The sequence below is a fragment of the Porphyromonas gulae genome, assembly GCF_000765945.1.
GTDB lineage: Bacteria > Bacteroidota > Bacteroidia > Bacteroidales > Porphyromonadaceae > Porphyromonas > Porphyromonas gulae.
Genome location: NZ_JRAT01000009.1, coordinates 26,513 through 43,861, shown reverse-complemented (window position 1 = coordinate 43,861; position 17,349 = coordinate 26,513). Strand labels below are relative to the sequence as shown.

16 protein-coding genes and 2 tRNA genes are annotated in these 17,349 nt (G+C 49.2%); 8 read left to right on the top strand and 10 right to left on the bottom strand.

Translation table 11 applies throughout. From position 1 onward, the window contains the following. Positions 1–223: 223 nt before the first annotated feature. Positions 224–328 (bottom strand): DUF1661 domain-containing protein, encoded by a 105-nt coding sequence (locus HQ49_RS11975; RefSeq protein ID WP_152566903.1) that lies wholly within the window; start codon positions 326–328, stop codon positions 224–226. On the opposite strand from HQ49_RS11975, the gene HQ49_RS11770 reads away from it, so the two are divergent. The 4 genes from HQ49_RS11770 (at position 285) to HQ49_RS02525 (ending at position 3,542) form a co-directional block, all read left to right on the top strand. Beyond that, positions 285–428, top strand: a complete 144-nt coding sequence (locus HQ49_RS11770) for a DUF1661 domain-containing protein (RefSeq protein ID WP_230587216.1) — start codon at positions 285–287, stop codon at positions 426–428. The genes HQ49_RS11975 and HQ49_RS11770 overlap by 44 nt on opposite strands. Before the next feature lie 143 nt (positions 429–571). Beyond that, a tRNA-His gene (locus HQ49_RS02535) sits at positions 572–646 on the top strand. A gap of 203 nt (positions 647–849) precedes the next feature. Continuing rightward, positions 850–2,934, top strand: coding sequence for an HD family phosphohydrolase (locus HQ49_RS02530; RefSeq protein WP_039418275.1), 2,085 nt, complete (start codon positions 850–852; stop codon positions 2,932–2,934). A gap of 47 nt (positions 2,935–2,981) precedes the next feature. Next, complete coding sequence (locus HQ49_RS02525) at positions 2,982–3,542, top strand: shikimate kinase (protein ID WP_039418274.1); 561 nt, start codon at positions 2,982–2,984, stop codon at positions 3,540–3,542. Here the strand turns inward: HQ49_RS02525 and HQ49_RS02520 are convergent. Next, on the bottom strand, positions 3,481–5,016 hold the full coding sequence (locus HQ49_RS02520) for a ComEC/Rec2 family competence protein (RefSeq protein ID WP_039418272.1): 1,536 nt from the start codon (positions 5,014–5,016) through the stop codon (positions 3,481–3,483). The genes HQ49_RS02525 and HQ49_RS02520 overlap by 62 nt on opposite strands. 9 nt (positions 5,017–5,025) lie before the next feature. Then, positions 5,026–5,682, bottom strand: a complete 657-nt coding sequence (gene rpe, locus HQ49_RS02515) for a ribulose-phosphate 3-epimerase (RefSeq protein WP_039418270.1) — start codon at positions 5,680–5,682, stop codon at positions 5,026–5,028. 186 nt (positions 5,683–5,868) lie between these two features. On the opposite strand from rpe, the gene HQ49_RS02510 reads away from it, so the two are divergent. From HQ49_RS02510 to HQ49_RS02500, 3 genes are all read left to right on the top strand, one after another. After that, positions 5,869–5,952, top strand: a tRNA-Leu gene (locus tag HQ49_RS02510). Between the two features lie 26 nt (positions 5,953–5,978). Beyond that, positions 5,979–6,530, top strand: coding sequence for an HD domain-containing protein (locus HQ49_RS02505; RefSeq protein WP_039418268.1), 552 nt, complete (start codon positions 5,979–5,981; stop codon positions 6,528–6,530). 109 nt (positions 6,531–6,639) lie between these two features. Next, the gene (locus tag HQ49_RS02500) at positions 6,640–7,023 is read left to right on the top strand and encodes a DUF3276 family protein (protein WP_039418266.1); all 384 of its coding nucleotides are present in this window, start codon (positions 6,640–6,642) and stop codon (positions 7,021–7,023) included. A gap of 579 nt (positions 7,024–7,602) precedes the next feature. Here the strand turns inward: HQ49_RS02500 and HQ49_RS02495 are convergent. The 5 genes from HQ49_RS02495 to HQ49_RS02475 all read right to left on the bottom strand — a co-directional run bounded on the left by HQ49_RS02495 (position 7,603) and on the right by HQ49_RS02475 (position 14,494). Continuing rightward, positions 7,603–9,834 carry a polyribonucleotide nucleotidyltransferase gene (locus HQ49_RS02495; protein ID WP_039418265.1) on the bottom strand — a complete coding sequence of 744 codons (2,232 nt, stop codon included), beginning with the start codon at positions 9,832–9,834 and terminating at the stop codon, positions 7,603–7,605. 257 nt (positions 9,835–10,091) lie between these two features. Beyond that, complete coding sequence (locus HQ49_RS02490; protein ID WP_235290038.1) at positions 10,092–11,033, bottom strand: T9SS type A sorting domain-containing protein; 942 nt, start codon at positions 11,031–11,033, stop codon at positions 10,092–10,094. Between the two features lie 7 nt (positions 11,034–11,040). After that, complete coding sequence (locus HQ49_RS02485) at positions 11,041–11,730, bottom strand: hypothetical protein (protein WP_039418264.1); 690 nt, start codon at positions 11,728–11,730, stop codon at positions 11,041–11,043. Between the two features lie 224 nt (positions 11,731–11,954). Beyond that, positions 11,955–12,887 (bottom strand): hypothetical protein, encoded by a 933-nt coding sequence (locus HQ49_RS02480; RefSeq protein ID WP_018965178.1) that lies wholly within the window; start codon positions 12,885–12,887, stop codon positions 11,955–11,957. 1,112 nt (positions 12,888–13,999) lie between these two features. Then, on the bottom strand, positions 14,000–14,494 hold the full coding sequence (locus HQ49_RS02475; RefSeq protein ID WP_039418262.1) for a hypothetical protein: 495 nt from the start codon (positions 14,492–14,494) through the stop codon (positions 14,000–14,002). A 249-nt stretch (positions 14,495–14,743) separates the two neighbouring features. On the opposite strand from HQ49_RS02475, the gene HQ49_RS02465 reads away from it, so the two are divergent. Then, positions 14,744–15,799 (top strand): endonuclease/exonuclease/phosphatase family protein, encoded by a 1,056-nt coding sequence (locus tag HQ49_RS02465; RefSeq protein WP_018965174.1) that lies wholly within the window; start codon positions 14,744–14,746, stop codon positions 15,797–15,799. Here HQ49_RS02465 and HQ49_RS02460 read toward each other — a convergent pair. Both HQ49_RS02460 and cmk read right to left on the bottom strand, forming a co-directional pair. Then, positions 15,783–16,652 (bottom strand): 4-hydroxy-3-methylbut-2-enyl diphosphate reductase, encoded by an 870-nt coding sequence (locus HQ49_RS02460; RefSeq protein WP_018965173.1) that lies wholly within the window; start codon positions 16,650–16,652, stop codon positions 15,783–15,785. The two genes, HQ49_RS02465 and HQ49_RS02460, sit on opposite strands and share 17 nt — an antisense overlap. Further along, positions 16,649–17,344 (bottom strand): (d)CMP kinase, encoded by a 696-nt coding sequence (gene cmk, locus HQ49_RS02455; protein ID WP_039418259.1) that lies wholly within the window; start codon positions 17,342–17,344, stop codon positions 16,649–16,651. The genes HQ49_RS02460 and cmk overlap by 4 nt, the downstream gene beginning before the upstream one ends. Between the last annotated feature and the right edge of the window lie 5 nt (positions 17,345–17,349).

The window sequence follows — 17,349 nt, the reverse complement described above, 5'->3', positions numbered from 1 at the left end:
TGTGGCAAAACCCGTGAAAATCAACATTGAAGCGGTCTTAGGGCACCAAAAATAGCCAAAATCGTCAATATATAAGACGCCTGTTCGATGCTTATACTCAAAGTAAGAACCAAGAGGAACACCGTCTTATTGACACCTCCGGGATTTCTGCTCTGTCAGTGGTTGCAATCCGGCTTGGATAGATGGTTTTTCAATATCCGGTGTTCATTCCGCCGATATTATTTTAGGCTCGGGATTTTCTTTGTGTATGGCACCCAAAAACGTGGTTCGCGAAAATTTTTGTATTGGCGCGGGAAGTAAAAATTTTACGCGCCGGAACGAAAAAAATCTCGCGCGCTTTTTCTCGCTTTTACGGACGGCAATTTCATCATTTTCGGCTCCAAAAATCCGAGACCGATCCTGTCGAATCGCCTCAAAAAGTAGCATGAATTGCATGCAATGGAACTCGGAAATCCGATTCGGCAGCCGTAGCCGATGGATAATTGAGTAGAATTGGCAGGTAAGAGGCTTGCACAATTGAAAGATATGTGTACCTTTGCACCGCTGCTCGCAGGAGCATCCATTTATGATGGTGGGCGTAGTTCAGTGGTAGAGCAACGGATTGTGGTTCCGTCTGTCGTGGGTTCGAGTCCCATCGTCCACCCCAATCATTCCGAGAGACCGTTTCAATATCGCATTGGAGCGGTCTCGTTTTATTTACATGGCTCAGTCTCTCACATGGACTTACCCTTTTTGCTTTTATCTTTGTGGGACTGGCGGTAATCAAATTATAGTCTGTGAGCGAACGTGTTGCATGCCGGTAGCGTTCGTATCGCCCTACACCAAGAGCTATAATTTAACTTTCTCGCAATGAAGACGAAGATGAAAATTCAGTACAAATCGCTGATCTTCTTTTTCCTGACGGCAATGATGCTCACGCTTTTCGCCCCACAGGAACTGAAGTTCAAATACCAGTTCTATCGTGGCAAACCATGGCAATATGAACTGCTCACGGCTCCTTATGATTTCCTGATATACAAGCCTCAAGTGATACTCGATGCCGAGCGCGACAGTCTGCGCAATACCATCAAGCCGTATTTTACGATGGACGATACGATCGGGGCGAAGATGCAACTGGCTTGGCGCAGCGACTATGACAAAAATCACAAGGGCAGATTGTCGCCCATGTACGACCAGTACGTAGTGGGCTTCCTGCGCAATATATACAGACAGGGCCTCATCAGCAATGAAGATAGCAAAGCTCTCCATGACGATGACGTGATGGAGATCAATCTCTTACAAGCCAATCGAAACTCGAATCGCGAGCCCCTTACGCGTTTCTACACGCTCAAGGAGGCTTATGAGATGTTCGTGGAAGAGGCTCCGTCCGAGTTGGATCGGGAAGTTCTTCGCGGACTGAACCTGACCAACTACTTGCGAGTGAATCTCACCGAAAGCCCCGAAATGCACAGACAGGTGGTACAGGAAGAGCTACAGAATCTATCGGTATCGACCGGAATGATACAGGCCGGCGAACGTATAATCGGTACGGGCGAGATTGTAGACACCTATACTTATAATGTCCTTCAGTCGTTCAAGAAGACCTATGAAGAGCGTTCGGGAGGTACGACCCTCAGATTTACACGCAATCTCGGCATCTTTCTGATTATCTTCTTCCTGCTGCTGGCTCTTTGGACTTATATGCTCTCGTTCCGCCCTGCCTTTTTCGATCGGCTGCACAATTCCTTCTTTGTGCTCTCACTGATTCTGGTGATCAATCTGATTACAGAGTTGGCTATCAGCTTCGGATGGTTCAATATCTATATCATTCCTTTTATCATTCTGCCCATTCTGGTGCGTACGTTTCATGATTCGCGCACGGCATTTTTTGCCCATGTGATCAATGTCCTGATCGTTGCCATGTTCGTACCGGACATTTACGAGTTTATCCTCTTGCAAGTACTGGCCGGTATCGTATCGGTGACCAGTATGCGCCGTCTGACATCACGCCTGCAGTTGGTTCGGACGACCTTTTTGGTTTTCCTCACTTATTCCATCGTACAGCTTTCGTTCTCACTGATGCAGGACGGTCGGGTGGAGATGGAAGACGGGCTGAACATTCTCTATTTCGGTGTGAATCTGATCTTCCTCATGTTCAGCTACCTGCTCGTCTATCTGATGGAGCGTGCTTTCGGCTACGTTTCCAATATCAGTTTGGTAGAGCTGAGCGACGTCAATACGCCACTGCTCAGTCAGCTCTCGGAGGTGGCACCGGGCACCTTTCAGCATTCGATCCAAGTGTCCATCCTCGCTACGGAGGCAGCCACCAAGATCGGAGCAGACGTGCAGCTTGTACGCACCGGTGCTCTCTATCATGATATAGGAAAAATGAAGAACCCATCCTATTTCACAGAGAATCAGGGGGCAGAGAATCCGCACTCCAAATTGCCTTTCGATGAGAGTGCTCGCATTATCATTCGTCATGTGACCGACGGTATTGCCTTGGCGCAGAAACACCGCCTGCCGGACTCCGTTATCGACTTTATCCGGACGCATCACGGACGGGGCAAGACCAAATACTTCTATAATTCCTACTGCAATCAGTACCCCGACAAAGAGGTGGATCCGGAGTCGTTTACTTATCCCGGGCCGAATCCATTCAGCAAGGAGACCGGTATACTGATGATGGCAGATGCCATCGAAGCATCGAGCCGAAGCCTCAGCCGCCATACCGAAGAAGGTATCAAGCAGCTTATCGACAAGATAGTCGATGGCATCTTACAGGACGGTTTACTCGTGGATACACCTCTTACATTCAAGGATATTCGTATCTGCAAGGAAGTTTTCTTCGAGAAGATCAAGATCATGTACCATTCACGCATCACCTATCCGGAGCTGAAGAAGAAAGCTCCGGAAAGTGAGAGCACCACCGAAGAGACACAAGGGGCAGTCTGATCGTTTCAGGTGCTTTGCTATCGGTGGCAATAAGAAGATGAAGTAAGATGCACGCTCCGATTTTTATCGTTGGCTATATGGGTTCCGGCAAGAGTACGGTAGGGCGCAAGGTGGCCGATCTGCTCGGCTGGCGTTTTATCGATACGGATTTCTTCATCGAGAACCGATTTCGCAAGCGCGTGGCGGATATATTCCGTGACGAGGGCGAGGCGGTTTTTCGCAGGCGCGAGCGTGTCGTCATCGAGGAACTATCCGGGATGGAGGATACCATTATCGCCACAGGGGGCGGATTGCCCTGTCATTCGGACAATATGGAGCTGATGAACGAAGCCGGCCTGACGCTGTATTTGGAAGTTTCGGACGAGGTTCTTGCCGTTCGTTTGGAGCTATGCAAGCGAACAAGGCCGAAGGTGAAAGACAAGACCGGCGAAGAACTGCTCTCCCACATCCGTGAAGAAATGGCTTTCCGAGGCGATATATATCGCCGTGCAAAGGTGATTGTAAATGCAGATAAGCTGGTGGACGAAGAGGATGAGAGGCGACTTGTCACTCGTATTGTCGCCGATTTGCGCGCCAAAGGATACCTGCCGCAAGCAATACAGCCATAATACATAGTGCGACCGGCAAGGAAGGCTGCCAGGCGTATTCCACGTTCGGCGACACAGCAGCTGCCGCAGTGACCAATCTCTCCGCCCCATCGGCACAAATACCGACTACTCGAGACAGCAACACCAAAGGGAATCCGACAGCTGCCAATGCCATATAGATAAGGCTAAGGGGAATCAGAAAAACAACCAGCAGGGTAAGCGGAAGATTGGCCCAAAGGAAAATAATGCCGATATGTCCGAAATAATGAGCCGCCAACGGCAGGGTGAAAGCCTGTGCTGCGAGGCATAGTGCCATGGTATCACGACACAGACGGAGAAGAGGCTGCCGCACATCGGGGAGCAAGGAAGCCAGCGGTCTGAAGAAGATCAGGATAGAAGCTACCGCAGCATAGCTGAGCACAAATCCTACATCATAGAAAGAGAGTGGATCGACCACGAGTGTGATACAAGCTGCCGCAGCCCAGATATTCAATCCATCCGTCGGTCTGCCCAAGCATTTGCCGACTATATATAAGGTAGCCATCAGCATGGCTCGGACTACGGGAGCACCCAGCCCGCAAACGAATGCGTATATCCATCCCCCTGCAAGCGGAAGCAACCACTCTGCCCGACGCCATCGCTGCGGTATCGGCAGAATGCGCATAAGAAAACCGAGGGCAGCCAATACGATACCCACGTGAAAACCACTCACCGCAAGGATATGTGCCACGCCTGCCGCGACGAACTTACGGCGAACGTCGGGAGCTTCGCCCTCACGCCCCAGACACATGGTCTCGAGCATCGCACGCTGCGATTCGGACAGTAGCCAAGGGGAAGGTTCGTACAACGTAGCCGCCAAGCGATCCGACAAATCCAAAGCCTTTTGTCTGAGAGAGAACGGCCGTTCGGCTGCCGGCAAGATTTCTACATCTCCGGTCTTGGCATGCAGACTGCCGGACAGCCCTTTGCCGGCCATATACCGCCCCATCGCTGGAGCTTGCTGCTCCCATTCTTCGGCCGATCGGGCATAGAATTTCCTGAGCTTGAGCATATCGCCACGAACGATCGGCTCGTATTCTCCTTCGTGTCGGATGTACAAGATATAAGATGGGGAGGAGGCTTCGGACAGTTGCACTTGCATCCGCAGCTTGCCTTCGCGTGGCTCCGGATTCCCGATGACCCGAAAGGTGTCGGACGAATACAGCTTGTAGCATGAAGAAGCTGTCAGCCGCTCTCGTGTCAGCTGTGTAGAGAAAGCTCCCGCAGCAACGAGAAGCAAGCCGATCGGGGCGAAACGAAGAGCTGCAATAGTCCTTTTTCCAACAGCCGGACGGAAAAAGAAACTGAGGATATAAAGAAAAAATCCTGTCGTCAGCGCACCAAGCGCAACGACAGGAGAGCGAAAGTATTCCGTCAGGCCTATGCCTATCGACAGGAAAAGCAATACCCACAGAAACGGTCCGGGGCGAAAGTACGGCTTCGGGCAGACCGGCATACCAACTGCCTAACGGCTATAACTCTTCAGCAGACTGATGGCCTCTTCCGGCTTCTCTGCTCCGAACACATAGCTGCCGGCCACGAGCGAATCGGCTCCTGCTTCGATCAGGCGTTTTCCCGTGGTGGCATTGACACCGCCGTCGATCTGAATAATCGTATCCAGACCTTGGCTATCGATCATTCGGCGCAGGCGTTGCGTCTTGTCTATCGTCCTTTCGATGAATTTCTGTCCTCCGAATCCGGGGTTTACGCTCATCAGAAGCACCATATCGGCCTCTTCCAGCACGTCGGTCAGCACCTCCACGGGAGTATGCGGATTGAGCGTGACGCCCGATTTCATGCCGGCCTTGCGAATCGCCGCCAGTGAGCGATGCAGGTGCGGACTGGCTTCATAGTGGACGTTCATCATATAAACGCCCAGTTCGGCGAGCCTGTCCACGAACTTCATCGGCTCCACGATCATCAGGTGAACATCGAGCGGCTTCTTACAAATCGGTCGGATAGCCTCGAGAATGGGAAAACCGAACGAAAGATTGGGGACGAATACGCCATCCATGACGTCGATATGCAGCCAGTCGGCCTCGCTACGATTGATCATTTCGACATCGTCGGCCAGATGCAGGAAGTCGGCCGACAGCAAAGATGGAGATACGATAGGTTGCATAAGATAGTATCGGGTTTATTTTTTGTTGATTCGATACTCACAAAGTTATGCCTTTCTTTGCGATCACGTACAGATTCAAATGGGCTTCCTGTAATTTCTGTAATTCCCAAGCCCTGGGTTTTATCTGCGAAATCATTGTGGATTGAATTATTTTTCTACCTTTGCGCCGTATTCGAAAAGACAATTGCCCGGATGGCGGAATTGGTAGACGCGTTGGTCTCAAACACCAATGAATGCAAATTCGTGCCGGTTCGATCCCGGCTCCGGGCACTTCCCGTCTAAATCTCTTTCCCTAAATGATGAATCCGATCAGTATCATCAATAAGTACTACACAGAGGGAACCAACCAATATCATATCTTAGTAGAGCATAGTCGCGATGTGGCGGTCATGGCTCTTCGTGTCGTCGATAGCCATCCCGAACTTCAGGCGGATCGTCTCTTCGTCGAAGAGGCTGCCATGCTGCATGATATCGGTATATTCTTGACCGATGCCGAGAGCATTGCCTGTTTTGGGAAAGAACCTTATATCCTGCATGGATATCTGGGTGCCAATATTCTGCGCAAAGAGGGCTATCCGCGCCATGCACTGGTTTGCGAACGCCATACGGGGTCCGGATTGACTCCGGAGGATATTGCAGCCAGACAGATTGCACTCCCAGAGGGTATTTACACCCCCATGAGTATTGAGGAGAAGATCGTTTGCTATGCCGATAAGTTTTTTTCCAAAACGAAACTCCACCGTGTGAAGAAACTTGAAGCAGTCAGACGCAGTATGCTCTCCTACGGGGCTGACAGTCTGCGCCGTTTCGATGAGATGCACGCCATATTCAAGATTCTGGTAGAATAATAGTCCGGAGTAAACCGTGGAGCCGCTCGATATAATCGGACGATGTATTCCCCTTCTGTATACAAACGGTATTGTTAGATAGTATAACAGCTTCATAATCAATCGATCGATGACAGACAAATTGCCTTTCGCTCTTTATTCGCGCTGCGTCAAAGCCGGCAAACGCTTCTACTACATTGATGCCAAACGCGATTCCAAAGGAAATGACTATCTGGTGATAACCGAAAGCAACAGTGCCGAAGAAGGTGCTGCAATGACGCGGCATAAGGTTTTTCTGTATCGTGAAGATTTTGCCAAATTCACAGAAGCCTTTTTGGACGTGCTAAAGTCTTTCGAAGAGAAGAGTGAGGTGCCCGGATGCGAACAAGCCATTGGCTTGCCCGATATGGAGCAGAGACTTTCCGATATGGCTACAGAGGTGGAGGGCTTGGCGGAGTCCTCCGATTCTATTTTGGGAGGAGATGAGCCGCTGAAAATAGATTTCGATTTTTGACCTTTTCCTATTCTCACCTCTCTCTCTGTGCGGATATAAAACAAAAAAGCACCTCTCCTCCCGGAGAAGTGCTCTTTTTCGGTATTTCTATGAAGTCCTACCGACTGCGATCGATTTATCACTTTTATAATGGTTACATCATTAAGACCAAATGGCTTTGGTTAAACAAATGTGTTACTATTACATTGGCAAAGGTATAGTCAGCCATGCATCTCCGCAATACCGATTAATAAGTAAAATTATTCTATACGCTACCTAACCATATGGCTAAATGGATATAAGCTCCAAGATCTTGCCAATGTGTACTAAAAAGAGTTGAGACTCGCAGCCGTTAATCCGGCTTTGGATTCCTACTTACATACATCACTTAGGCCATACTGCTTTGGGCGAATACAAGAAGTCTGAGTATATCCATCGCAAGAGGTAGAAATGGCTATGCCTTATAAAAGCAAATCCATCAGCAAAGCGGGATGCCTCGCTGATGGATAAGAAAGTATTACTGTCCTAAGGACTATAAGCCCTTTTCCTGATGGGGCGTATTACGCTGCGGAAGCAGTGGCTTGTCTCACTTGATGCGTTTTAGCCGCGGGGCTCGCGATGTTCACGATCGCCTCCACGACGCTCGAAATTGCGACCTCCCTCGCGTCCGCCTTCGCGACGCTCACGTCGCTCTCTCGGCTGAGGCTCCACGTAGCCTTCCGGTTTTTCCAATAGTACCTTGCGGCTGAGTTTGAATTTGCCGGTCTTCGGATCTATGTCGAGCAGCTTCACGTCGATGGATTCGCCTTCCTTCAGGTTGGTGTCCTCGATGGTCTCGAATCGTTTCCAATCCACTTCCGAGATGTGCAGGAGTCCTTCTTTGCCGGGGAGGAATTCAACGAAGCAACCATAGGGCATCACGCTTGTGATCTTGCCGGGATAGGTTTCTCCAACTTCCGGCATAGCCACGATACCTTTGATCATGCCGATCGCGGCATCGATGCAGGACTTGTTCGTACCACTGATCTCGATAACGCCCATGCCGTCCACTTCTTCGATATTCACGGTGGCGCCACTTTTTTCCTGAATACCCTGAATGATCTTTCCGCCCGGGCCTATAACAGCTCCGATAAACTCCTTGCCGATACGCATCTTCTCGATACGTGGTGCGTGGGGCTTGAGGTCATCCCTTGTTTCGGGCTGAGCTTCCATGATCTTGCCGAGGATGTGTAGGCGTCCTTGCTTCGCTTGCTCCAGAGCATTCTCCAAAATCTCGTAGCTGAGACCGTCTACCTTGATGTCCATTTGCGTGGCCGTGATACCGTCTTTCGTACCCGTTACCTTGAAGTCCATATCGCCGAGGTGGTCTTCGTCGCCGAGTATATCCGAGAGGATGGCGTAGTTCTTACCCTGATTTTCGGAGATCAAGCCCATGGCAATACCGGATACGGGTTTACGGATCTGTACGCCGGCATCGCGCAGAGCCAAAGTTCCCGCGCAGACAGTAGCCATCGAGGACGAACCATTGGATTCTAATATATCGCTGATCACGCGTACCACGTAAGGGTAATCTGTGGGTATCATACGCTTGAGTGCGCGGTGAGCCAAATTGCCATGACCGATCTCGCGGCGGCCTACACCGCGCTGGGGGCGAGCTTCACCGGTGGAGAAAGGAGGGAAGTTGTAGTGCAGCAGGAAGCGTTCCTTCGTATAGTTGAGCACGTCGTCCACGAGCTTTTCGTCGCTCTTTGTTCCGAGAGTAACGGTCGTGAGGGACTGCGTCTCACCACGAGTGAAAATAGCTGAACCATGCGGGCCGGGCAGGCAGTCTGTTTCGATCCATATGGGACGGATCTCTGTGGTCTTGCGTCCGTCCAGACGTTTGCCTTCGTCAAGGATGGCACGACGCATTGCTTCCTTTTCTACATCGTGGTAGTAGCGAGCTATCATTTCGCCCTTCTCGGTGAGCTCTTCTTCTGTATACTGAGCTTTGAATTCTTCTACGATCTTTTCAAAAGCTTCGCCACGTTCGTGTTTGCCGGTGCCACTGGTCGCCACCTCATAGGCGCGAGCGTAGCATTCGTCGTGTACCTTTTTGCGCAGGTCTTCATCGTTTACTTCGTGGCAGTACTCGCGCTTTTGGAGCTTTCCTACTGCTTCCGACAGTTCGAGCTGTGCTTTGCACTGTACCTTGATGGCTTCGTGTGCTACGCGAATGCCTTCGAGCATTTCGGATTCCTGTACTTCGTCCATTTCACCTTCGACCATCATGATGTTGTCCATCGTGGCTCCGACCATCAGGTCTATGTCGGCGCGCTCAAGCTGCTCGAAAGTGGGATTGACGATAAAACGGCCGTCCACACGCGCTACCCGTACTTCGCTGATAGGGCCGTTGAACGGTATATCGGAGACGGCGAGAGCTGCCGAAGCAGCCAAACCGGCCAAGGCATCGGGCATATCCTCGCCGTCGGCTGAAAAGAGGATCACATTGACGAATACCTCTGCATGATAGTTGTCCGGGAAAAGTGGACGAAGGGCGCGGTCCACAAGGCGGCAAGTCAGGATCTCATAATCCGAAGCCTTGCCTTCACGGCGAGTGAATCCTCCGGGGAAGCGTCCGATGGCGGAGTATTTCTCCTTGTATTCCACCTGAAGAGGCATGAAGTCGCAGCCGGGGTTAGCGTTTTTGGCTGCACAAACTGTAGCGAGCAATACCGTATTGCCCATGGTGACTGTCACGGCGCCATCGGCTTGCTTGGCCAATTTGCCGGTTTCGATCTTAATGGAACGGCCGTCCCCCAGATCGATAGTCTTACTTACAACGTTAAGCATAAGTCTTTTTTATTTCTGAATCTATAACTCTTTAGTATCGTGCGCAAAAGTACACAAAAGGGACGATAAAATGCAGAATAATAATAAAATAACTCGGCTTGCACATTCCATCTGCAATAGCGTTTCATATATACATAGAGAAAGACGCCGACGAAAGTGTTCTCATCGGCGTCAATAGGATTCAAATAATACGTTTTTTCGCGATGCCTCTTGATAGAATCCCCAAGGTCCGTTTCTCAGAGTTGACGATACCCGTCCTACAGGATGATGTTCTTAGATGTCTGTGTATTATCTGCAAACAAAACAGTGACGAGAACATGGCCCTTCGTCTTTAAGTCGATACAAAATTCTCGGCCCTGTGTTTGACTCGTGGCAAAAAGCATCCGTCCTGCCATATCATAAATATAGACTGCTTCGATCTGTTTTTCTGCCTTGATGCTGATGACCGTTCCTTTGGCGTAGACATTTATGTCATTCGACGAAGGTATAACGTTTTGGCTGTCTGTCGTGTGGCATGATTTGGCAACCGTGCTATAGAAGATAATGGGATACTTCAGCTGGTAATCCTGCACAATATCTCCCTCTATCCTGACGTGTGTTTGGAGGGGGTAGGAGTTGCCGGCTATCATTACTTCGCCATTTTCACTACTGATAAAGTTGCCTTCGTCATCTTTGATTGCGATCTCGAAGCCGCTGTCGTCTTTTACGCAAACAATGGTAGCTGTCACTTCCGGATACGTGAATTGCGGCATAGGAATCTCGGTAATCACTCCCTCGAATGTTCGATTGGGGAGAGTGATGCGTGTGCACATCAGTTCATAGTAGGCATCGAATTCATGGAAACGACCTTCTGCGATAAGCATATCGCCCAACTTGGCGTACGGACAGAACTTTTTTAACCCCTGCTCATAATAAATAGTAGCGAAATAATAACCTATCCCCAGATAACTGAATGGTGCTCTAAAGGCTACCGGCTTGTCAAAGGCATTCAGTTGAGCATCACAGACCATCCCCCAGACCGAGTGATTATCGACTGAGACAGTATCGGGCAATATGACAGGCTCCAAGATGCCGGTCGTTGCGTATCCTCTCGATTGCGATTGCCCCGATAATGCTACTGTACATCCTGCAATCATGAGAAATGAAAGCCAAATCCTTGTCCATTGCAGTAGCTGTATGCCGAGTATTGTTTGTTTCATCTTGTGTTCATTTTTGTTGTGATACTGTTTTGGCACAAATCTGCAGGAATCGAATTTCTCCTGCGCCCACGGCATACTTTTGGGATACGTCCCCCACAATCTTTACATTGGTATTGAGCAAGAAAGGTTTACCTCCTATCGTTACTTCGTTACCATCGTAAGACACAAAGGTGTCGTCTTCTTCGCAAAGGATAAATTCCCTCCCTGTTTCGGTTCGGATACAGGGTACCGATTCCGATACATGAGGCAGCGAGACTTTGGGTTTGGGTATCAAGACGATCGCTCCTTCTATTTCTTGATTCTCAAATGTGATCCGAGTGCAGACAGCATTGTAGGTTGGTATGTTGTAAGTCATTTTCATAAAACGACCTTCTATCGTCACGATGTCGCCCGGGTGTGCATAGTCGCACCATTCATTCAAAGTTGCCTCGCTATTCGCTATGTAATAGGTGGTAGCTATATCTCCCAGGCTGTTGAAACGACTGAAAGAGATAGGTATTTCGAAAGGGAGACCATTCGCATCATGGGTTATTCCCCAAATCTCCGTGCTTACGGGTGGGACCCCTAAGTTCAAACTCACCTTCTCGATTCGTCCTGTAAAATAACTCCGGCTGCCGTTCGTAGCTGTTTGGGCAAAACTGCTGAACGAAGAGAATAGGCAAACCAGTAGTACGAAAACAAATGCTTTTTTAATCATAAACTTTTAGTTAAGAGCCGGAATTATATAAAAATTTTTGACCACAGCGAGTGGTACGGAAGGAAGCATTACGGAGGTCACTTGAGGTAAGAGCATATCCCGTTCGAAGTCGGAGCGGATTAGCTCAAACATTTGTCGATAATAAGCATCTGATTCTTCATTCTGCGCTTGGGCATAAGGTGTCGCATAGAGACAAAGCGCGCTAAGCAATAAAATTATTCGCCTCATAGCTGTGTAACATTAAGTTTTTTATTGATAATCGAATTTTGTGTTTCGATCATGATAGTCATAAAGCCGAGCATAGGTGCCCTGAAGGATAGGGTATAAGCGTTTTCGGTCATTCTTTTGCGAAAAACACTTTTCCCCTCAAGATCGTATACGACCACTTGGACTATGGGGCTGTTGCTATCGATCTCTATTTGCCTGCCTTGTTGTTTGACAAAAACCTCATCGTCTCCTGCAACGGGTTTCATGCTGAGCGGGTAGCAATTGGTCGGATAAATATCCAAATAGCAGCGGCCTATGATGTCCCACCGCTGTGAGACATGACCATACACCCGAACAGAAGACCCAAAGGAAGCAGAGACTCCGGCAATAATCGGAGGTTCCATCCCGTCAGTGATGTTTACAACCCCTAATTGATTTGTCAGAAAGACTTTGCGGTTGTTTGAGATTTCTATGCAATCAGAAGCCCCGGGGAGTATCGGAATTGTAAAAGCAGGATTCCCCGTCATGCTCACAACGCCTTCAATGGAAGCATTATAGGAGGTAATTCTTGTCGGGAAAAAACGATAGTACAAAAGATTCCCCATGAATACAGAGCTTCCTTCTACTTCAATGTAATCACCTTCTTGAGCGAATTTGAAAAACTCAGTTATTCCTTGGTTTGACACAAAGCAGGGTTCGTTTGTAAGACGGTTATAGAAAAGCACGGGAGTGAGGTCATCCGTAACGGGAAGTATAAAAAAGAAATCCTCGCTCGCACGAGCCATACCCCATACCTCACGATCTCCATACATAAGCGGTGCTTTCACCTTTTCAAGGATGCCCCTAAAAATACTTGTTCCTGCGGAGAATACTTTTTCATCGACTCTTTCTTGTGCCCAAGAAAAGCTAAACAGGGCGAGCAGCAAGCAGAAAATTATTGTTTTTCTCATTTTCGTATTGTCTTCAAATGAATTTGATTGATTATTTCTCACGGAGGGTGTGGCATGACTTTAGTATTTACAAGTCTGCCGCCACTGTGCTTGGTGGATTATCGTCGTTTTTCATAAGTAAGTGTCTCTACAGTTGATTTTCGGCTACAATGTATAAAATGAAATTAAATTGTGCAAATATTTTCCTCAAAAATTGTGTCATGCAGATTATACCCTGAAGGGCAATAGCCGTTGGTGGGAAAAAAAGATTTGGCTAATTTTGTCTTGCCGAAAAGCATTGCTCCGAACTGTGGATTCCCCGTGTATTGGAAACGAGCAATAAATTGAAAAAGAGAATATTTATAGAAGAAAATGCCACACATCTGTGAATACCAGCTACGCCCCATCACCTGACATCAAGCCCGAATAAGCTCCTGTTCGGGCATTTCGCCTCAGCAACAAACCACGATCCGATCCGAGATTGCACAGAGGAAATTCGTACATCCACTTCAGATCACATGTAGAAGGATAGCATCTTGGCATAGGCCCCACCACATACATATCCGGGCTGCACCCGTCGGAGTTCTACGGAGAACTCGACGGGTGCTTCTTTTATATCAGCTGCTGAAAAGGCTTTTTTGATCCTGCGATTTATATATAAATCATTTACGATTTATATATTTATTGAAAACGATTTATATACAAAACGAAAACGATTTATATATAAATCAAAAATGTTTTATATACAGATCGTTGTCCGACTTGTTTTAATTCGTTTTTCAGTCTGTGAAAGTTCATCTCCTCGCTGCTTTTGCCTCGGTTTTATTGTCTCCGGAGATGCTTATTTGGAATCATTCCAAACTCGTCTTCGTTGTTGAAAACTTTTTTGGCGCATGATTTTTGAGCGGTTTATTGTTTTTGGGGTTATCCTTTTGTGCTCTCTTTGAATTCCCGAAAGTGTTTTCAAGATGTTTTTCGAGGAGAGATGGCCGATGGCTTCGCTGTGGATGCCTCCGGAGAAGGTGGCAACAGTGGTAAGCAGGGCAGGAGATTCTGATATATTCGTCTGGAAATGGAACGAGGGTGCTCCCTTGCGGGTGCACCCTCGTTCGCACAGGCCGGACTCATCCGGCTTAGAGTATTGTTTCCAGTTGTTCGGGATTCGGATCTACTGCCCGTATAATCCCTTGTGCGTCTACCAGATAGCTGTGGAAACGGATCTTCAAGCCATATACGTTGAGCATTTGATCGCGTTTACTATTTTCCACCAGTCGCTGGGCAGACAAGTCTATTTGGTCGAAAGCCAAGGTGTTCGTGAATACCGATAGGTTCTTATCCATCGAAACACCTACATACCGTACCCGACTATCGGGCCTTTTGGCAAAATAACGAGACCATCGGACATTACCGGCTCTGCTCTCTCCGTCGTATGCCGCCCAGAAGTGGACTAGCGTGTACGAAGCAGCCTCTGTGCCGCCATCCGACTGTACGACCAAAGACTTTACCTCCGGCACCACTGCCCCTACTGCCAAGCCATCTATGGCTTCGGACGGAGAGGAGGCCGAGCTGCCTGACAAAAGCAAGGCTGCCGCGACCAATGAGCCGGAAAGTATCCTCTTTAATTTCATACTATTCCGTTATAGTTAGACATCCCCAAGCAACCGCCCGTCAGATCGACGGATCCGGCAGGCTTGAGCCCCCGTGTTTCGGAGGGTTTCGAGGTGGCAGCCCACCCTTCGCTAAGGGCTTGTAGAAGCAACCACGGCGACAAAGATAAACGTTTAGGCCAATCTATCAAACACTTAGCTCTCAGGAGCCGCTCCAATACATTGCCAAACCTGCCGGATAAATGGATGGGAGTGACTACCTTTGGGCCGATGAAAAAGATCATAAAGACCATCATTCCTTCCATCGGAATAGCAGTCGTTTCAGGAGGTCTTGCCCCTCATCCGAAGCCTGTTTCCTTCCGTGTGATGACCTATAATGTCGAGAACCTTTTCGACTGTTATGACGATGTTGGCAAGGACGACAGAGAATTTCTCCCAGAAGGAGAGTTGAAGTGGACGCCGAACCGTTACAACCGCAAGCTCAAACAGGTGGCTTCGGTGATCAAAGCTGTGGGTGGTCCCGATTGGCCGGCACTGGTGGCTCTCGTAGAGGTGGAAAATGATACGGTCATGAACAATCTGCTGAGCCGTACCCCTCTCGGAGAACAGGGCTACCGCTATGTGATGACTAACAGCCCGGACAAGCGCGGAATAGACGTAGCTCTGCTCTATCGGCCGGAGCTGTTCAGTCTGGATCACAAAGAAGAGTATAGAGTACGCTTTCGAGGCGAGAGGGACAGACGAACGAGGAATATCCTACATGCTCAGGGACGGTTGGCCGGTGGAGACACGCTGGATGTATTCGTTTGTCATTTCCCTTCCCGTAGGGGAGGTGTGCGTAAGACGGATTCTTATCGGCACGATGCCGCCACGCTCCTAAGGGCAAAATGTGATGAAATAGTAAACCGTCGGGACAATCCTTTTATCCTGATCATGGGAGACCTCAACAGCAATCCGAACGAATCACCTCTGACTGAAACCCTGCGAGCGTATACCGTTCTACCCGATGCCGACAAAGTAGGAGCCGGAGAGTTGTACAACCTCTCAGGGCGTCCTCTCTCTCAAATTCCTCCCGGAACGACTCTGTATAAAGGTAAGTGGGAACAGTTGGATCACATCATCGTGTCCGGTAATTTGCTGAAGTCAGATTCACGGATCAGCTACCGAGCCGGATCGGTCAAGAACGTAGTCCTGCCTTATTTGGTACACTCCGCTCCGTACAATGTAGCGCGTATCGCGCCCAACCGTACTTATCAGGGGATGCATTATAAAGGAGGGTATAGCGACCACTTGCCCGTGATGGCCGAGTTTACAACAGAGCCTTGATACGCGATGCCACCTCTTCCATCTGCCATCGGGGCGTGGAGGTAGCTCCGCAGATGCCTATGCTGGTCGGCAGTGGCACGAGCATATCCGGCACGATAAGCTCCGGAGAGGAAATAAATATACTGCGGGGATTGGCTGCCAGACAATGTGCGAAGAGTACTTTTCCATTGGAGCTTTTCTCTCCGGCCACGAAGAACACCAATTCGTGTGCAGCTGCGAAAGCTCCGATATGCGGGATCCGATTGGCCACCTGACGGCAGATGGTATCGTGATGCTCGAATGTTACACCCGGCTGCATACGTGCGCTGATGCTGTCAATGATCTGTCCGAATCCCTCCAGACTCTTGGTCGTTTGTGAAAAGAGGATGACGGGACGTGTGTAGTCTATTTTGTCCAGCTCCTCTTCGCTCTCGATGACAATAGCCGTTCCTTCGGTCTGCCCGACCAGACCGTTTACTTCCGCATGCCCCCTTTTGCCGTAGATGACGACTTGTGCGCCGAGGCTGCGCGTAGCTTCGTATCGTGATTTGATTTTGTTTTGCAAGCGGAGTACCACGGGACAGGTGGCATCTATAATCGTTACCCCATTTTCTCCTGCCATCCGATAGATTTTGGGCGGTTCGCCGTGGGCTCGCAACAGCACTTTTGCCCCACGGAGCCGGGAAAAAGCATCGTAATCGATCGTCTCCAATCCTTTCTTCCCTAACCGTTCGACTTCCAGCGTATTGTGTACGATGTCGCCCAGGCAGTACAGCTTATCGGAGCTTTTCTCCAATTGATTCTCGGCATGACGAATAGCATTGACCACACCGAAGCAAAATCCCGATCCGCTGTCTATTTCTATCGGAATCATGAACCGGTCACTTCCTGAAAACGCTCCAGCAACCATGCCTTCTGCTGTGGGATGGTCATATGAGAATTGTCCAGCACTAAGGCATCCTCAGCCTGCCTCAAAGGTGAAACGGCACGCGTGGAGTCGATCCTGTCGCGCTCTTCTATGTTGGCCAGTACGTCATCGAAAGTAATGGCAACATCGCCCTTGGCACGCAATTCGTCCAAGCGGCGTTGTGCTCGCACATGCGGCAAAGCCGTCACGAATACCTTCATTTCCGCTTCGGGGAAGACCGTAGTGCCTATGTCACGGCCATCCATCACTATGCCTTTGCTCTTTCCCATTGCCTGCTGCTCACGCACCATTGCCTCGCGTACGAAATCAAGCGTGGCGATCGGGCTGACTTTGGCAGAGACTTCCATGCTGCGAATATCCTGCTCTACATTTTCTCCGTTCAAATAAGTCTCCGGCAATCCTGTCTCCGTATTTAACCGGAACGTAATCCGTACATCGGACATTTCGCTTCGCAGAGTCTCTGCATCGAGAACTCCGTCTTTCCACAGCCCCCTGCGGATAGAGTACAATGTTACGGCACGGTACATGGCACCGGTATCCACGTATATATAACCGATGGCACGAGCCAAATCCTTGGCCATGGTACTTTTCCCACATGAGCTATGCCCATCGATGGCAATAATGATCGGATTAGTCATAAGAA

Bases quoted from the DNA above. Each gene is read 5' to 3' on its own strand.
- HQ49_RS02495 (WP_039418265.1), bottom strand. From the start codon at position 9,834: ATGCTTAACGTTGTAAGTAAGACTATCGATCTGGGGGACGGCCGTTCC.
- HQ49_RS02465 (WP_018965174.1), top strand. From the start codon at position 14,744: ATGAAAAAGATCATAAAGACCATCATTCCTTCCATCGGAATAGCAGTC.
- HQ49_RS02490 (WP_235290038.1), bottom strand. From the start codon at position 11,033: ATGAAACAAACAATACTCGGCATACAGCTACTGCAATGGACAAGGATT.
- HQ49_RS02485 (WP_039418264.1), bottom strand. From the start codon at position 11,730: ATGATTAAAAAAGCATTTGTTTTCGTACTACTGGTTTGCCTATTCTCT.
- HQ49_RS02460 (WP_018965173.1), bottom strand. From the start codon at position 16,652: ATGATTCCGATAGAAATAGACAGCGGATCGGGATTTTGCTTCGGTGTG.
- HQ49_RS02530 (WP_039418275.1), top strand. From the start codon at position 850: ATGAAGACGAAGATGAAAATTCAGTACAAATCGCTGATCTTCTTTTTC.
- HQ49_RS02505 (WP_039418268.1), top strand. From the start codon at position 5,979: ATGATGAATCCGATCAGTATCATCAATAAGTACTACACAGAGGGAACC.
- cmk (WP_039418259.1), bottom strand. From the start codon at position 17,344: ATGACTAATCCGATCATTATTGCCATCGATGGGCATAGCTCATGTGGG.
- HQ49_RS02475 (WP_039418262.1), bottom strand. From the start codon at position 14,494: ATGAAATTAAAGAGGATACTTTCCGGCTCATTGGTCGCGGCAGCCTTG.
- HQ49_RS02520 (WP_039418272.1), bottom strand. From the start codon at position 5,016: ATGCCGGTCTGCCCGAAGCCGTACTTTCGCCCCGGACCGTTTCTGTGG.
- HQ49_RS02500 (WP_039418266.1), top strand. From the start codon at position 6,640: ATGACAGACAAATTGCCTTTCGCTCTTTATTCGCGCTGCGTCAAAGCC.
- rpe (WP_039418270.1), bottom strand. From the start codon at position 5,682: ATGCAACCTATCGTATCTCCATCTTTGCTGTCGGCCGACTTCCTGCAT.
- HQ49_RS02480 (WP_018965178.1), bottom strand. From the start codon at position 12,887: ATGAGAAAAACAATAATTTTCTGCTTGCTGCTCGCCCTGTTTAGCTTT.
- HQ49_RS02525 (WP_039418274.1), top strand. From the start codon at position 2,982: ATGCACGCTCCGATTTTTATCGTTGGCTATATGGGTTCCGGCAAGAGT.